Origin of the sequence: Mycobacterium sp. 1164985.4 (genome assembly GCF_001668575.1) — a bacterium.
Lineage (GTDB): Bacteria > Actinomycetota > Actinomycetes > Mycobacteriales > Mycobacteriaceae > Mycobacterium.
In genome coordinates, this window is sequence record NZ_LZMD01000021.1 from 82,820 (window position 1) to 97,586 (window position 14,767).

A 14,767-nucleotide genomic window follows, 5' to 3' on the forward strand; every position below is an offset into this window, starting at 1 on the left:
CGGTTAGCGCACCGAAATCACTTGGACGCGGTGACCGAACGGCCGGCGCTGTGCAGATCCCGGCACGCCTCGACGACGCGTTCGGTCATCGACGCCTCGGCCTTCTTCAGATAGCTGCGCGGATCGTAGGCCTTCTTGTCCCCGACCTCACCGTCGATCTTCAGCACGCCGTCGTACTTGGTGAACATATGCGCCGCGACCGGTCGGGTGAACGCATACTGAGTGTCGGTGTCGACGTTCATCTTCACCACGCCGTAGCGCAACGCGTCCTCGATCTCTGACTTGAGCGAACCCGAGCCGCCGTGAAAGACGAAATCGAAAGGCTTTGCGTCCGAATCCAATCCGAGCTTCGCTGCGGCGACCTTCTGCCCCTCGTCGAGGATCTCGGGCCGAAGTTTGACGTTGCCCGGTTTGTAAACGCCATGCACGTTGCCGAATGTGGCCGCCAGCAGGTAGCGGCCGTGTTCGCCCGCGCCCAGCACCTCGACGGTCTTCTCGAAATCTTCGGCCGTCGTGTAGAGCTTGTCGTTGATCTCGTTGGCGACGCCGTCCTCTTCACCGCCGACGACGCCGATCTCGATCTCCAGCACGATTTTCGCCGCCGCGGCGTCCTTCAGCAATTCGCGTGCGATCTCGAGGTTTTCGTCGAGCGGGACCGCCGAGCCGTCCCACATGTGCGAGTGGAAAAGCGGCTGCCCACCGCCGGAGACCCGTTGTTGCGAAACCGCGAGCAGGGGGCGCACGTAGGTGTCGAGCTTGTCCTTGGGGCAGTGGTCGGTGTGCAGCGCCACCGTGACCGGATACTTCTCGGCGATGACGTGGGCGAACTCGGCCAGAGCGACCGCACCGATGACCATGTCCTTGACACCGAGGCCGGACGCGAATTCCGCTCCGCCCGTGGAGAATTGAATGATCCCGTCACTACCGGCGTCGGCGAAGCCTTTGATGGCGGCGTTGACGGTCTCCGACGACGTGCAGTTGATCGCGGGAAAGGCGTAACCGTGCTCCTTTGCCCGGTCGAGCATTTCCCCGTACACCTCGGGCGTTGCGATGGGCATGAGCCCTCCTCTTGCCGGTTTCGGTGATTATCCCACCGCGGCGGCCGATTCACATGGTCAAGACCATGCGGTACCGCGCGCGACCTTCCTCCATCGCGGCGAAGGCCTCGGCGGCCTCGGCCAGCGGCCGTTCCTCGATCCTGGCGCGCACCCCGCTCTGCACGGCGAAGTGCATGGTCTCCTCGACGTCGCGCGAGGTGCCCGACGGATGACCGCTGACGCTCAACCCATCGTTGATCAATTGGATCGGGGCGATCGGCAGCGGGTCGGCCGTGACGCCGATGATGACCAGCTCACCCTGGGGCGCCAGGCCGCCGACGGTGTCGGCCATCGCCTGCGAATTGGCGGCAGTCGCCAACACCACCGCAGCCCCACCGAGGTCCTTCAGCGCCGCGGCGACATCGACAGCCCTCGAGTCGATGTAGTGGTGGGCGCCCAGTTCGCGGGCGTCTGCCTCCTTGTCGGCACCTCGCGCGATTGCCACGGTCTCGAAGCCCATCGCCCGTGCGAATTGCACGCCGAGGTGGCCGAGGCCTCCGACACCGAGCACGGCCACCAGGTCGCCGGACTTGGCCCTCGACTGGCGCAGGCCGTTGAAGGTGGTGACGCCCGCGCAACCCATCGGCGCGGCCTCGGCGAACGACAGTTCCTCGGGGATGCGCGCGAGCGCGGTGACGGGCGCGACCATCGATTCCGCGTATCCGCCCGGATAGTGCCAACTCGGCACCTGCATGCGTTCGCACTGCATGAACTGGCCCTTGCGGCAGGGCACGCAGCGGTTGCAGTTGCCGCCGAACCATCCGACGGCGACGCGATCACCGACGGCGAAGTCCTCGACGTCGGGGCCCACCTCGGCGATGGTCCCGGCGACCTCGTGGCCCAACGTGATGGGCCAGTTCATGTTGGGGAAACCGCCGGCGACGAAACCGTGGTCGGTGCCGCACACTCCGCAGGCCGCGACGGCGATCCGCACGTGCAGCGGCGGCGGCGGCGTTGTCTCGACGACGGAGAGGGTGAGAGGACCGCCGGCGGATTCGACGAGAACCGCCTTGTGAGTGGGCATAGACAGACATTAGTGACGAACGACGGCCGGGCGCACCCCCTGCGCGCGGGCGGGACCGTGGTCGCGACGCCGGTATCTTGGTGAGCCATGACCACCTCGGCCCTCGCGGCGACCGACCAGCTGGCGCTCATGCCGGACTTCCTCGATCCGATGACCTTGCTCGGTTATTTCGGCACGTGGGCACTGGTCGGGCTGCTGGTGGTCATCTTCGTCGAGTCCGGGGTGCTGTTCCCGGTCCTGCCGGGTGACTCGCTGCTGTTCATGGCGGGCATGCTGGCCGCGGGCACGGCCGCGCTGGCCGAGGGTGGTGGCGACGTCATCAACTTCCAGCTTTGGCAGTTGCTGGTGTTCATCCCCCTCGCCGCGATACTGGGCGGTCAGGTCGGGTACTGGATCGGGCGCAACATCGGCACCGCGATGTTCAAGCCCGACGCCAGATTCCTCAAGCAGAAGTACCTCGACGAGGCGCACGTGTTCTTCGAGCAGCGGGGACCGTTCGCGATCGTCATTGCGCGCTTCGTGCCGATCGTGCGCACACTCGCGCCGATCACGGCAGGCGCGGCCAGGATGAGCTACCCGGCGTTCACGTTGTTCAACGTGATCGGCGCGGTCGTGTGGGGCGTCGGCCTGACGCTGCTCGGCTATTGGCTCGGCCGGTTCGAGATCATCCAGAAGCTGCTCGAGCCGATCGTGGTCGCGATCGTCGTGGTCTCGGTGCTGCCGATGTTCATCGAGTGGTACAAGCGGCGGCGCGCGGCGAAACGAGCCGGCATCGCGACCCCCCCGCTGGAAACCGGCGAGCAGGGTTAACGACCTGGTCGGCTGTTCTCGAGCGCGCGGATCAAGCTGGCCGCATCCCACGGACCCTTGTGCCGCTTGCCGTTGACGAAGAACGTCGGCGTCGAGTTCAGGTCCATCAGCTCCGCATCCTGCGCATCGTCCTGGACGTGGTGCAGCACCGTTGACGGGTGCACGCGCACGTCCTGGTCGAACCGCTCGATGTCGCAACCCGCCGCCACGGCGTAGCGGTACATGTCCGACCACTCGAGGTCGTCCTGGTGGCCGAACAGTTCGCGGGCCATCTCCCAGAACCTGTCCTGCAGCGAGGCGGCCTCGCTCGCACGGGCGGCATCGAAGGCCCGGGGATGGGCGCGCTCCAGCGGTAGATGACGCCACACGTAGCGCAGCTCGTTGCCGAAGTGCGCCCGCACCTCGTCGATCGCCCCGGTCGCCCGGCTGCAGAACGGGCACTCGAAGTCGCCGTATTCCACCAGCGTCAGCGGGGCGTCGGGCTCACCCTTGATGTGGTCGCGGTCCGGATCGATCGGCCTCAGCAGCTTCAGTCCGACCGGCTCCGGCGGACTGAGCCAGTCGGTGAGACGGAAGATCAGCCAACCGAGCAGGAACGCCACCACCGACGCGATCAGCACACCGATGATCGCCTGCTCTTTGCGACCAGGATCGTCGATCGCGATGTCGACGATGAAAAGTGAGATGGTGAAGCCGATTCCGGACAGCGCGGCACCGCCTGCGATCCGGCGCAGGGCCAAGCCGGGCGCCAGTGCACCCAACCCGGTGCGTTGCATGAACCATGTCGCGCCGGTGATGCCGACGAACTTGCCGAGCACCAGGCCGGCGACGATGCCCCACGTCAACGGCGAGCGCAGCGCCGCCGAGACGCTCTCGGCGTCGAGTTGGACGCCGGCGTTGACGAGGGCGAACAGCGGCAGGACCAGAAACGAGACGTACGGGCCGACGCCGGTCTGCAGCCGTTCGTTGATCGAGATCGAGTCGCGCAGACCGCGAGTCACCTCACGGGCATAGCGCGAGTTCGGCGACTGCCGGAACGCCCGGATACGCGCGACGACCTCCTCGACCTGGCTGCGTTCGGGCGAGTACACCGGGATCAGCAGCGCCACCGCCACACCGGCCAGCGTCGGGTGCACTCCGGCCATGTACATGCTCACCCACAGCGAGAAGCCGAGCGCGGCGTAGGCGGGTCCGCGCGCGGCGGGCAGCAATCGCACCAAGGCGATGGCCGCAATGAGGGCAATCGAAATCACCAGCGGCACAACGTCGATGCGGTCGGAGTAGAACAGCGCGATCACGCACAACGCGCCGACGTCGTCGACGACGGCCAGCGTGAGCAGGAACGTCCGCAGGCGCGACGGGAACATCGGCTTGATGATCGCCAGTGCGCCGATCAGGAACGCGGTGTCGGTCGAGATCACGACGCCCCAAGCTTGCGCGTTCTCCCCGGAGGGATTGAACAGCAGGAAGATCGCGGCGGGTACCGCAAGACCGGCGATCGCCGCCACCACCGGCACCGACGCGCGCGCCCGATCGGTGAGCTCGCCGATGGCGAACTCGTGTTTGACCTCCAGACCGACGATGAAGAAGAAGAACGCCATCAGGCCGTCGTTGACCAGGTGCTTGACGGTCAGCTCGAAACGGCTTTCGGCGAAGGTGAACCCGACGTGTGTGTCGAGCAGCATCCAATAGCTCTGTGCCCAGGGCGAATTCGCCCACAGCAGCGCGGCGAGTGTGAACAGCAGCAGCAGACCGGCCGCGGTGTTCTCGTTCGTCTTGGCGGATTTGGCGTCGCTGGTGAACCGAGCGGGCAGCAGGCGTGCGATCCGCGGGCCGGTCTCTGTGCTCACGCCCCGGCCACCGCGTGCGCGGCTTCCATCAGCATCCACCCCGACAGCTGCACCGACAGGTCGCGCTCGGGCACCTCCGAGGCGTTGACCGCTCCCTCCACGAACTGCGCCTGCCCTCCGGCAGCGGTGGGGATCTCGGCGGTGCGGTCCCAGAACGCGCCGAACAGCGGCATCCCGTCGACCACCTGACGGTTCTGCCATGCGGCCTCCGCCGAGGCCAGCACCAGCGAGCGGGCGGTGTCACGCGCCGCGGAATCCTCGTCGCCGTTCTGCGGCAGCGTGGTGGCCGTCAGCGCGAGGTAGCGGGCCAGGATGCCGTTGAACAGGCCCCCGTCTCCGCCGCCCGCGCCCTTGATGACGCCGTCGGTCGTCATGTTCTCGGCGATCGCGGCCACCAGGCGGTGCACCCGCGTGGCGTGCTCGGCGTCGTCGGTGCGCGCCGCGAGTTCGGTTTCCAGGCCGAGCACCACGCCCTGGCAGTAGGTGTACTGCGCCCGCACGAGCGAGCCGCCCTTGATGCCGTCGAACACCAGATGGGTCTCGGGGTCGATCAGGGTTTCGTCGATCCAGTCCGACATCTGCTGCGCGCGGCGCAACCGGTCGTAACGCGCCAAAAAGATCGCGGCCGGTCCGTTGGCGGGCGCGTTGAAGAACTGGTCCTGCTTGCGCCAGGGGATGCCGCCGCCGTCCTCGGGCACCCACGCGTTGACGAACTGGTCGCAGAGCTTCTTCAGCGCCTTGGGCCGCTCGACCGACGCGAGCGTGGCCGCCCGTTCCAAGGCCAGCGCCAGCCAGGCCATGTCGTCGTAGTAGCTGTTGACCCAGGACAGGTTGTTGCGCAACCGGTGTGCGCGGATCTGGCGCGCGATCGCCTTCTGGCGTTCGGGACGCGGATCGCGCACTTGGGCGTCGACGAGATTGTCCAGCAGGTGCGCCTGCCACCAGTAGTGCCATGTACCGAACAGCCGGTGCTGCCGCGTGGCCGGCCAGGCGACGACGCCCAGCTGGGTGCCCGGCAGGCCCCAAAGGCGTCTGACGTGTCGCTTGGCGACCGCGGCCTCAGCGCTGGCTGCGCGATTGGCCCAGAGCTGATCCATGGTGTCGATCCTGCCCTACCAGGCCGCGGAAAGGTCCCCGTGTTGGGTGATCCAGGTGTGCATGGCGATGCCCGCGGCGACGCCGGCGTTGATGCTGCGCGTGGAGCCGAACTGGGCGATGGACACGGTCATGGCCGCACCCGCCGTCGCCTCGGGCGTGATCCCCGGCCCCTCCTGGCCGAAGACCAGCAGGCAATTCCGCGGCAGCGGAGTGGTCTCGAGGCGCACGGCCCCCGGCACGTTGTCGACGGCGACGACCGTCAGCCCCGCGTCGGCGGCGTACGCGAGCAGCGCGGCGGTGGTGTCGTGGTGGCGCAGCCGTTGATAGCGGTCGGTGACCATCGCGCCGCGGCGGTTCCACCGCCGCCTGCCGACGATGTGCACGGTGTCGACCGCGAACGCGTTCGCGGTGCGCACCACCGCGCCGATGTTCGCGTCGTTGCCGAAGTTCTCGATCGCGATGTGCAGCGCGTGCCTGCGAGTGTCGATGTCGGCGACGATCGCGTCACGCCGCCAATAGCGGTATGCGTCAACGACATTGCGGGTGTCGCCGTCGCGGAGCAGGTCGGGGTCGTAGCGCGGGTCGTCGGGCGTCGGCCCCTGCCACGGGCCGACGCCGGGCCCCTCGCCCCATTCGGTGGGCCCCGGTTCCAGTGGTTCAGTCATCCTTCGTCCACAGCGCGGCGTGGGTGCCGATGAGCGAAACCGTCGCGTACAGCAGCGCGTTGTTGATCTCGCCCTGGGTGCACAGCGATGCCTTCACCTGCACGGAGTCACGGGAGGCGTCGGGAAGCACCAGGATCGAGGCGCCGTAGACGTCGCACGCGTGGCTGAGCCCCGGCGGGGGCAGCGTCGGGGCGACCAGCACCATCGCGGGGCCCCCGCGCTGCTGCGAGACCTCACGGTATTGCTCTGCCAGCCCGCTGATTTCGAGCCCGAGCAGCATGTAGCCGTTGCCGGTGAACGCGCCCGGGTCGCCTAGGGCCGTGGGGTCGAGCATGGCGCCGTCGCCGCGGAAGGCGTCGAGGCTCGTGGTGCGCAGCGACAGTCCGGTGTCGTTGTCCCTGACTGCGGGCAGCCCGACGGGGAACGCGGCGGGATGGGCGACGGTGGTGCCCGGTGTCCGGTCGCGTGGCGAGTACGCGTATACGCCGCGTACCTGCACCTGGTCGCGCGCCGGTCCGATGCACACGGTGCCGGTGAGGCGATCGGGGGCGGGGGCCGAGAGTGGTTGAAGGTCAAGGTTTGTCACGTCGCGACAGCTGCCGAGCGCGTTGGCCTCGATCGGGTGCGCGAGGGCCCCGTACAAGCCGAAGCGGATGTCCTCGGGTTTGGCGTGCGTCCCGCCGGCCTCCGATGGCGAGGCGTCGACGTCGAAGAGCGCGTAGTCGCCCTCGAAGCGAAGGTTCGACACCGACATGTTCCAGCCCAGCGTCGCCAGCGATTCGCCGATGGTCGCGGTTTGCGCGGCGTAGGGATGGGCCGACGCGTCGTCCTTGGAGCATGCGGATGCCGCGATGACGAGGACCGCGGTCAGCACCGCGATCAGCGTGCGCACGTATTCGGTGCCCTAAGTCCGGCCACGGCCCCTACCCACGATTTTGGTCATGGCGCGCACCAGGTTTCGCGGCACCACGCGGCCGCCGGTGGTGAGCACCTTGTACTGGACCCCGGGCACGATCACGACCTTGCCTTTGGCGACGTCGGCCATCGTCTCTCGGACGACGTCGTCGACCTCGAGCCAGAACCACGACGGCGTGCCGTCCATGTCGATGCCCGCACGCTGGTGAAACTCGGTGCGGACGAAGCCCGGGCAAAGGGCGTGAACCCCGACCCCGGTGCCGCCCAGGCCGTTGGCGAGGCCCTCCGAGAACGCGATCACCCACGCCTTGGACGCCGAGTACGTCGAACCACGCCCGGGCAGCAACCCGGCCACGCTGGCCACGTTGATCACCGTGCCGCGCCCGGCGTCCAGCATCGGGGGCAGCGCAGCATGCGTCAGCTGCATGACGGCGGTGACGTTGACATCGAGCTGCGACTGCAGCAGCGAGAAGTGCGAGCTCCAGAACTCCCCGGAGGTGCCGAACCCGGCGTTGTTGACCAGGACCTGAACGCCCTCGGCGAGCCGGTCGGCCACCTTCGCCCGGTCGGAGGCCTCGGCCAGGTCGGCGGTGAGCACCTCGACGGCCGCTCCGGCTTCATCGTGCAGTTCGGCGGCCAGGCGCTCGAGCCTGGCGCCGTCGCGGGCGACGAGAACGAGATCATGACCGTCGCGGGCGAACCTGCGCGCGAAGCCCGTACCGATGCCGGACGTCGGTCCGGTGATCAGGGCGACGGGGCGAGACATGGGTTCAGGGTACTTCCCCCGGTCGCGAGCCCCCGCGCCGCCGGAAGGGAGCGATTACCGCTGGTAGTGCGGCGACTGCCGGCCGTTTCGCGACGGCGGTTGCCGCCTGGCGTCCGGGCGAGGAGGGGGTTGCTGCGGATAACGTGCGGCTTCGGGCCGTGGCGGAGCGTCGGGCGCCGGCTCCCCGCGGCCTGCCGCCGGGGTGAGTGGACGGCTCGGCGATCCGCTTCGCCGGGCCAACGCGCCCTGGCTGCTCTGGCTGGCCATCGCCTGCGGCGTCGGCGGCAGCACGCGCAGCAGATCGTTGAACTGACGCACGGTGCGCAGACCCTCGTCCCACTGCGCGCGGGTGCTGGTGACCGGCATCGAGACCAGCGTCCAGTGCTCCTCGTTCCACATGATCTCGGCGCAGTCCGGTGCGGTGTGGGCGAAGGTCACCATGCGCCGGTCGCACGCGCGCCGCGCCGCGTCGAGGTTGGTGGAGTACACCATCCGCGGGCCGATCGCGCCGAGCAGCCAGATGTCGTTCTCGCGCGGCTCCTTGATGCCCTTGAGCCGCAGGTCGACGACCACATTGGTGCCGACCTTGCGGTGCAGCGCGATCACCGTCGCGACGTCCTCGAGGTCGAAGATGAACACCGCCTCGCCGCGGATCTGGCCGAGCACGACGTTCTTGGCGCTGACGTCGCCGACGGTCGACATCACCCCGCGCTTCCAGCGCTTGACGATGTCGTGCGATTCGTGTTCGTAGTCGAAGCCGTGCGACTTCGCCCACGACTTGCGCCGGCGGCCCAGCCCGCGTCGACGGTCGATGTCGACATACAGCAGCACGGCCGCGCCGACGAAGCACAGCGCGGACAGCGTGAACCAAAGCGGGACCATTGCGTCCTAGCCTACTTGCAGGTAGCCCTCAAATCCGAACTCGAGCGGATCACAGCCCCATCACATAGCGTCCAACGGCCCCGGGCCGGCCCGCGACGCCGCGCTCAGCCGCCGGGGAAGCTGGCCGCGGCCAACTCGAGGATCTCGGCGCGGTCCGCGGCCAGGATGAAACCCTCCTCGATCGTCTTGTCCAGCGCCGCGGTGAAACGTTCGAGGTAGTCGGCCCTGCCGCCGGGATAGAGCCTGCCCAACACCCCGTCGCCGAAGACCTCGCCCGAGCCGAAGATGAACGACATCGGACTCTCGTCGGGGGCGAGCCCCGAGAGGCGAGCGGTCGGCACGTCCACCCAGGGCGTGCGGACGCCGCCCCTGGCAAGACCGTTGGTGTCGAGTTCGGGCGTCACCGGGTCGGATCCGGTCAACGCGATCGGCGGTGCCGAGGGCGCGGGCCTGCCGGTGCGCACCCAGTCGTTCAGGTGGACGACCGCGGCCTGCAGCACATAGTGGTGCTGTGGCCCGAAGTTGATGTTGTACGAGAGCTTCGCGCCCATGAGCTCGTCGGTCGGCGCGAATGCCGCCGCGAGGTCGGCCAGCGGTGCACACCCGCTGTCCATGAAACTGCCGATGATCGTGTAGTTGTCCGCGTGGGCGGCGCCGGGTATCTCCCATGTCCGCAGCCGGTCGTGATCGGGTTGGCGCACAGCGTGATACCCCACCCGGAAGCCGCCGACCAGGTCGGTCTCGGTGATGAACGCCAGGACCGGGACGCGGGGGTCGGGCCGGAACGGGACGGCTTGCTGGGTTGACTCGTCCCCCTCGAACAGGTTCGCGCCATCCAGCGGCGCGCTGGTACCGAACCGCGAGTGCACGAGGAATCCGTCGTACACGGCGGCGTCCGGATCGATCTCGTTGATGTAGGTCGACAGGAAGACGGCCGATTGCGACTCACCGACGCCGAGCACGGTCTGCGGGCGCAGCCCGTCGATGGCACCTTCGCGGACCAGGCGCCCCACCTGCGTGTAGATGTCGTAGGAGTACTCGTCTCCCGGATGATGCAATTGCGAATAGCGTTCGGGATCCTGTGTTTTCAGCGACATGTCGATGCCGACCAGGCTCGTGCCGCCCTCGACGCCGACCCGTTGGGCCGACACCCCCACGTAGGCGTAACCCGAGCGGGCGATCTCGCGATGCGCCATCGACCACACCGCGGGGGTATCCAACCCACCGCTGACGTTGAGCCATTCGACGATCACGGCGCCGTTGAACAGCGCGGGATCGACCGGGACCAGGACCACGATGCGGGTGGTGTAGTCGGCCGTGGCGTCGGTCGCATACGACCTGGCGGTGTCGGAGACGAAGAACTCCTCGGCGCCGTAACCCAGCGTGGCCAGGTCGTAGGCGCCGAGGAGCAGGTTGGGCTTACCGGGAACGGATGTGATCACGTCCCCATCTTGCGGCTTCGGCGTGCTCGTTCACGTCAAAGCGAACGAGCACGCCGAAATCCCTTCTCAGCCGAGGACCAGCGAGTCGCCGTCCGGGCTGACGTTGACGGGGACGATGTCGCCGTCGTGCACGTCGCCGGCCAGGAGCAGCTTGGCCAGCTGGTCGCCGATGGCCTGCTGGATCAACCGGCGCAGCGGGCGGGCGCCGTACTGCGGGTCGAATCCGCGCTGTGCCAACCACCGCTTCGCGGGCAGCGACACCTCCAGGGTGAGGCGTCGCTGCGCCAGCCGTTTGGCCAGCTGCTCGAGCTGGATGTCGACGATGTGGACCAGCTCTTCGGGGTTGAGCCCGTCGAACACGATCACGTCGTCGAGGCGGTTGATGAACTCGGGTTTGAAGGCCGCGCGCACCGCCGCCATCACCTGCTCCTCGGTCCCGCCCGCGCCCAGGTTGGACGTCAGGATCAGGATCGTGTTGCGGAAGTCGACCGTACGGCCCTGCCCGTCGGTCAGCCTGCCCTCGTCGAGCACCTGCAGCAGCACGTCGAACACGTCCGGGTGAGCCTTTTCGATCTCGTCGAACAGGATCACCGTGTACGGACGCCGGCGCACCGCCTCGGTCAGCTGACCGCCCTGGTCGTAACCGACGTAGCCCGGAGGCGCACCGACCAGGCGGGCCACCGAGTGCTTCTCGGCATACTCGCTCATGTCGATGCGGACCATTGCCCGCTCGTCGTCGAACAAGAACTCCGCCAGCGCCTTGGCCAGCTCGGTCTTACCGACACCGGTCGGGCCGAGGAACATGAACGAGCCCGTGGGCCGGTTCGGATCGGCGACACCGGCGCGGCTGCGGCGCACCGCATCCGAAACCGCCTGCACCGCCTTTTTCTGGCCGACGACGCGCTTGCCGAGCTCGTCTTCCATCCGCAGCAGCTTGGCCGTCTCGCCCTCGAGCATCCGGCCCGCCGGGATACCGGTCCACGCCTCCACCACCTCGGCGATGTCGTCGGGCCCGACCTCCTCCTTGAGCATCAGATCCTCGCGAGCTTCGGCGTGGGGCAGCGCGGCGTCGAGTTTCTTCTCGACCTCCGGAATGCGGCCGTACCGCAGTTCGGCGGCCTTCTCCAGGTTGCCGTCGCGTTCGGCCCGGTCGGCCTCGCCGCGCAGCGCCTCGAGCTGCTCCTTGAGCTCGCGGACCACGTCGATCGCGTTCTTCTCGTTCTGCCAGCGGGTGGTCAATTCCGCGAGCTTCTCCTTGTGGTCGGCGAGCTCGGCGCGCAGCTTCTCGAGGCGCTCCTTGGAGGCGGCGTCCTCTTCCTTGGCCAGCGCCATCTCCTCGATCTCCAGCCGGCGGACCAGCCGTTCGACCTCGTCGATCTCGACCGGCCGCGAGTCGATCTCCATGCGCAGCCGCGACGCGGCCTCGTCGACCAGGTCGATCGCCTTGTCGGGCAGGAAACGGGCTGTGATGTAGCGGTCGGACAGCGTCGCCGCCGCCACCAGCGCGGAGTCGGTGATGCGCACACCATGGTGCACCTCGTAGCGGTCCTTCAGCCCGCGCAGGATGCCGACGGTGTCCTCCACCGACGGCTCACCGACGAACACCTGCTGGAAACGTCGTTCCAGCGCGGCGTCCTTCTCGATGTACTTGCGGTACTCGTCGAGCGTCGTGGCACCGACCAGGCGCAGCTCGCCGCGGGCCAGCATCGGCTTGATCATGTTGCCTGCGTCCATCGACCCTTCGCCGGTCGCGCCCGCACCCACGATCGTGTGCAGCTCGTCGATGAACGTGATGATCTGGCCGGCCGAGTTCTTGATGTCGTCGAGCACGGCCTTGAGCCGCTCCTCGAACTCGCCGCGGTACTTCGAGCCGGCGACCATCGAGCCCAGATCCAAGCTGACGACGGTCTTGTCGCGCAGGCTTTCCGGCACGTCGCCGGCCACGATGCGCTGGGCCAGGCCCTCGACGATCGCGGTCTTACCCACGCCGGGTTCACCGATCAGCACCGGGTTGTTCTTGGTGCGCCTCGACAGCACCTGCACGACACGACGAATCTCGTTGTCCCGGCCGATGACCGGGTCGAGCTTGCCCTCCCGCGCGCGGGCGGTCAGATCGGTCGAGTACTTCTCCAGCGCCTGGTAGGTCCCCTCGGGGTCCGGGCTGGTGACACGGGCACTGCCGCGCACCTTGACGAACGCCTCGCGCAGGGCCTGCGGGGAGGCGCCGTGGCCGGTCAACACCTTCGCGGTGTCGGAGTCGCCAGTGGCCAGGCCGACCATCAGGTGTTCGGTCGAGACGTACTCGTCGTCCATCTCGGTCGCGAGGTTCTGGGCGGCGGTGATCGCGGCCAGTGCCTGCGGAGAGAGCTGCGGCTGGGAGGCCGCGCCGCTGGCGCTGGGCAGTCGGTCGAGGAGCCGCTGCGTCTCCGCGCGAATGGTCGCGGGTTCAACGCCGACGGCCTCGAGAAGGGGTGCGGCAATGCCGTCGTTCTGCGTCAGCAGTGCCATCAACAGGTGGGCGGGGGTGATCTGCGGGTTGCCCGCGGCCGTGGCGGCCTGCAACGACGCGGTCAGCGCCGCCTGAGTTTTGGTCGTCGGGTTGAACGAGTCCACGACACCCTCCCTTTCTTAGGTACGTGAGCTTGGCAAAAATGCTTGTCGCATAGATCAACGTCGTCAATCTTGAGTCTGTTCCGCTCAAGTCTAATCAAATTCTCCCGCCTCCCGCACGCACTTCTCGAGAGGCCGTACAACACGCCGCGCAGCTGTCACAACTTTCACAGCTGTATCAGCGAGGCTGGACGCATGCGTCGGCTTGTCGCGATACTCGCGGGCTTCGCGGTGAGTCTGAGCGGGGTCGCACCGACGGCGTCGGCCGTTCCCGCGGCCTCGGTCAGCGACGAGGATCAGGTCCGGGCCGTACTCGACGGGATGAACGGCGCCTACAACCGCGAGGACTTCGCATCGTTCGCCGCGCACGTCTGCGCGCCGATGCGCCTGTCCGCGGGCTTCGCGGCCGAGTGGTACGCCAACCGGCGGGCCGACGGTCCGACGCAGATCACCGTGAGCTCGGTGAGGGTCGCCGGCGAGCCCAGCCTGACGGCCGCGGCCACCGTTCGGTTCGCGGCCGCCAACAAAGCCGAGGCCAAGATCTTCGACATCGACTTCCTGCGCGAAGGCAGCGAGTGGAAGGCCTGCCGGTACCACCCGGCGCGAGCCATCTGATCGTGACGGATGGCGACACCGCCGCGACGGTCATCATCGGCCAGCGGGTCCGTGCCGGTAAGGATGCGGCGTTCGAACGGTGGCAGCAGGACCTCAACCGCGAGGCTTCCCGATACACCGGCTTCCTCGGCGCCGAAATCCGCTCGCCCACCGCCGTTCAGCCGGAATGGGTGGTGATCTATCGCTTCGATTCGACCGCCCATCTTCAAGCGTGGATCAACAGCGCCACGCGGCAGAGCCGGCTGACCGCGGGTGCGGAGCTCTTCGACGGCCCGGCCACCCAACAGGTCGTCGGCGGCCGCGCCGCAGACAGCGATGCGCTGGTGACCGTCGTCGTCAGCCACCGGGTCCGCGCCGATCAGGTAGATGAGTTTCTCGCTTGGCAGGACCGGCTTCGCCTGGCCGAGAACGAGTTTCCCGGCTTCCGCGGCAGCGAGCTGTTCCGCCCGGTGGCCGGAGTTCAGGATGAGTGGACCGCCATGTACCGCTACGACACCGCAGCGGACCTCGACCGGTGGTTGGTCTCGAAGAAGCGTCGCGACCTCCTCGCCGAGGGCGAGCAGTTCTCCGATTTCAATCTGCGCACCATCGACCACTCCTTCGGGAGCTGGTTCGCCTTCGACGAGCATGGCAAGCAGGCCCCACCACCGACGAACCTCAAGACGTCCATCGCGGTGTGGGTCGGGCTGTACCCGACAGTCATGCTGCTCACCATCGCGCTGTCGCCGCTGAGGCTGCCGCTGTGGTTGAACATGCTCGTCGGAAACCTGTTGTCGAGCCTGCTGATCAGCTTCATCGTCATGCCCTACTACGTGAACCCGCTGCTGAAGCACTGGTTGCGCCCACCGCCGAACGTGCCCGTCGCACGGACCAACCTTCGGGGCGTCGGCACCATCGTCGTCGCGATGTTGTTCTGGGCGCTGATATTCCACCTCGCGTCGGTCGTCTTCTGAGACGCCACTGAGTCAGGAAACAGCGACGCGCGGAGTGCAT

Annotated in this window: 13 protein-coding genes; 3 read left to right on the forward strand and 10 right to left on the reverse strand. The window is 67.9% G+C overall.

Going from position 1 to position 14,767, the window contains the following annotated elements; all coding sequences use genetic code 11:
- Positions 1–17: 17 nt before the first annotated feature.
- Both fbaA and A5650_RS02975 read right to left on the reverse strand, forming a co-directional pair.
- Positions 18–1,058, reverse strand: a complete 1,041-nt coding sequence (gene fbaA / locus A5650_RS02970; RefSeq protein WP_067286104.1) for a class II fructose-bisphosphate aldolase — start codon at positions 1,056–1,058, stop codon at positions 18–20.
- Positions 1,059–1,107: 49 nt separating this feature from the next.
- Positions 1,108–2,121: an alcohol dehydrogenase catalytic domain-containing protein gene (locus tag A5650_RS02975; protein WP_067286106.1), complete on the reverse strand. Its 1,014-nt coding sequence runs from the start codon at positions 2,119–2,121 to the stop codon at positions 1,108–1,110.
- An 87-nt stretch (positions 2,122–2,208) separates the two neighbouring features.
- On the opposite strand from A5650_RS02975, the gene A5650_RS02980 reads away from it, so the two are divergent.
- The gene (locus tag A5650_RS02980; RefSeq protein ID WP_067286108.1) at positions 2,209–2,931 is read left to right on the forward strand and encodes a DedA family protein; all 723 of its coding nucleotides are present in this window, start codon (positions 2,209–2,211) and stop codon (positions 2,929–2,931) included.
- On the opposite strand, the gene nhaA is transcribed toward A5650_RS02980, so the two are convergent.
- From nhaA to clpB, 8 genes are all read right to left on the reverse strand, one after another.
- On the reverse strand, positions 2,928–4,781 hold the full coding sequence (gene nhaA, locus A5650_RS02985; protein WP_067286110.1) for a Na+/H+ antiporter NhaA: 1,854 nt from the start codon (positions 4,779–4,781) through the stop codon (positions 2,928–2,930). The two genes, A5650_RS02980 and nhaA, sit on opposite strands and share 4 nt — an antisense overlap.
- Entirely contained in the window at positions 4,778–5,878 is a 1,101-nt protein-coding gene (locus A5650_RS02990) for a glycoside hydrolase family 76 protein (protein ID WP_067286112.1), read from the reverse strand. Before A5650_RS02990 ends, nhaA begins: the two co-directional genes overlap by 4 nt.
- A gap of 15 nt (positions 5,879–5,893) precedes the next feature.
- A complete protein-coding gene (locus tag A5650_RS02995; protein WP_067286114.1) occupies positions 5,894–6,544 on the reverse strand; it encodes a TrmH family RNA methyltransferase in 651 nt (216 codons plus the stop codon).
- Complete coding sequence (locus A5650_RS03000) at positions 6,537–7,436, reverse strand: hypothetical protein (RefSeq protein WP_067286116.1); 900 nt, start codon at positions 7,434–7,436, stop codon at positions 6,537–6,539. The genes A5650_RS02995 and A5650_RS03000 overlap by 8 nt, the downstream gene beginning before the upstream one ends.
- A 12-nt stretch (positions 7,437–7,448) precedes the next feature.
- On the reverse strand, positions 7,449–8,225 hold the full coding sequence (locus A5650_RS03005) for an SDR family NAD(P)-dependent oxidoreductase (RefSeq protein WP_067091863.1): 777 nt from the start codon (positions 8,223–8,225) through the stop codon (positions 7,449–7,451).
- Positions 8,226–8,279: 54 nt separating this feature from the next.
- Positions 8,280–9,107 (reverse strand): trehalose monomycolate transport factor TtfA, encoded by an 828-nt coding sequence (gene ttfA / locus A5650_RS03010; protein WP_067091865.1) that lies wholly within the window; start codon positions 9,105–9,107, stop codon positions 8,280–8,282.
- Between the two features lie 104 nt (positions 9,108–9,211).
- Entirely contained in the window at positions 9,212–10,549 is a 1,338-nt protein-coding gene (locus tag A5650_RS03015; RefSeq protein WP_067286118.1) for an alpha/beta hydrolase domain-containing protein, read from the reverse strand.
- 66 nt (positions 10,550–10,615) lie between these two features.
- Positions 10,616–13,162: an ATP-dependent chaperone ClpB gene (gene clpB / locus A5650_RS03020; protein ID WP_067286120.1), complete on the reverse strand. Its 2,547-nt coding sequence runs from the start codon at positions 13,160–13,162 to the stop codon at positions 10,616–10,618.
- Positions 13,163–13,354: 192 nt separating this feature from the next.
- Here clpB and A5650_RS03025 point away from each other — a divergent pair, with 192 nt between their 5' ends.
- Entirely contained in the window at positions 13,355–13,774 is a 420-nt protein-coding gene (locus A5650_RS03025; RefSeq protein WP_067286122.1) for an Rv0361 family membrane protein, read from the forward strand.
- Complete coding sequence (locus tag A5650_RS03030; protein ID WP_067286195.1) at positions 13,774–14,727, forward strand: antibiotic biosynthesis monooxygenase; 954 nt, start codon at positions 13,774–13,776, stop codon at positions 14,725–14,727. The genes A5650_RS03025 and A5650_RS03030 overlap by 1 nt, the downstream gene beginning before the upstream one ends.
- Positions 14,728–14,767 lie beyond the last annotated feature (40 nt).

Coding starts and splice junctions, on each gene's coding strand:
- A5650_RS02975 (WP_067286106.1), bottom strand. CDS start 2,121: ATGCCCACTCACAAGGCGGTTCTCGTCGAATCCGCCGGCGGTCCTCTC.
- A5650_RS02995 (WP_067286114.1), bottom strand. CDS start 6,544: ATGACTGAACCACTGGAACCGGGGCCCACCGAATGGGGCGAGGGGCCC.
- A5650_RS02980 (WP_067286108.1), top strand. CDS start 2,209: ATGACCACCTCGGCCCTCGCGGCGACCGACCAGCTGGCGCTCATGCCG.
- fbaA (WP_067286104.1), bottom strand. CDS start 1,058: ATGCCCATCGCAACGCCCGAGGTGTACGGGGAAATGCTCGACCGGGCA.
- A5650_RS03025 (WP_067286122.1), top strand. CDS start 13,355: ATGCGTCGGCTTGTCGCGATACTCGCGGGCTTCGCGGTGAGTCTGAGC.
- A5650_RS02990 (WP_067286112.1), bottom strand. CDS start 5,878: ATGGATCAGCTCTGGGCCAATCGCGCAGCCAGCGCTGAGGCCGCGGTC.
- ttfA (WP_067091865.1), bottom strand. CDS start 9,107: ATGGTCCCGCTTTGGTTCACGCTGTCCGCGCTGTGCTTCGTCGGCGCG.
- A5650_RS03005 (WP_067091863.1), bottom strand. CDS start 8,225: ATGTCTCGCCCCGTCGCCCTGATCACCGGACCGACGTCCGGCATCGGT.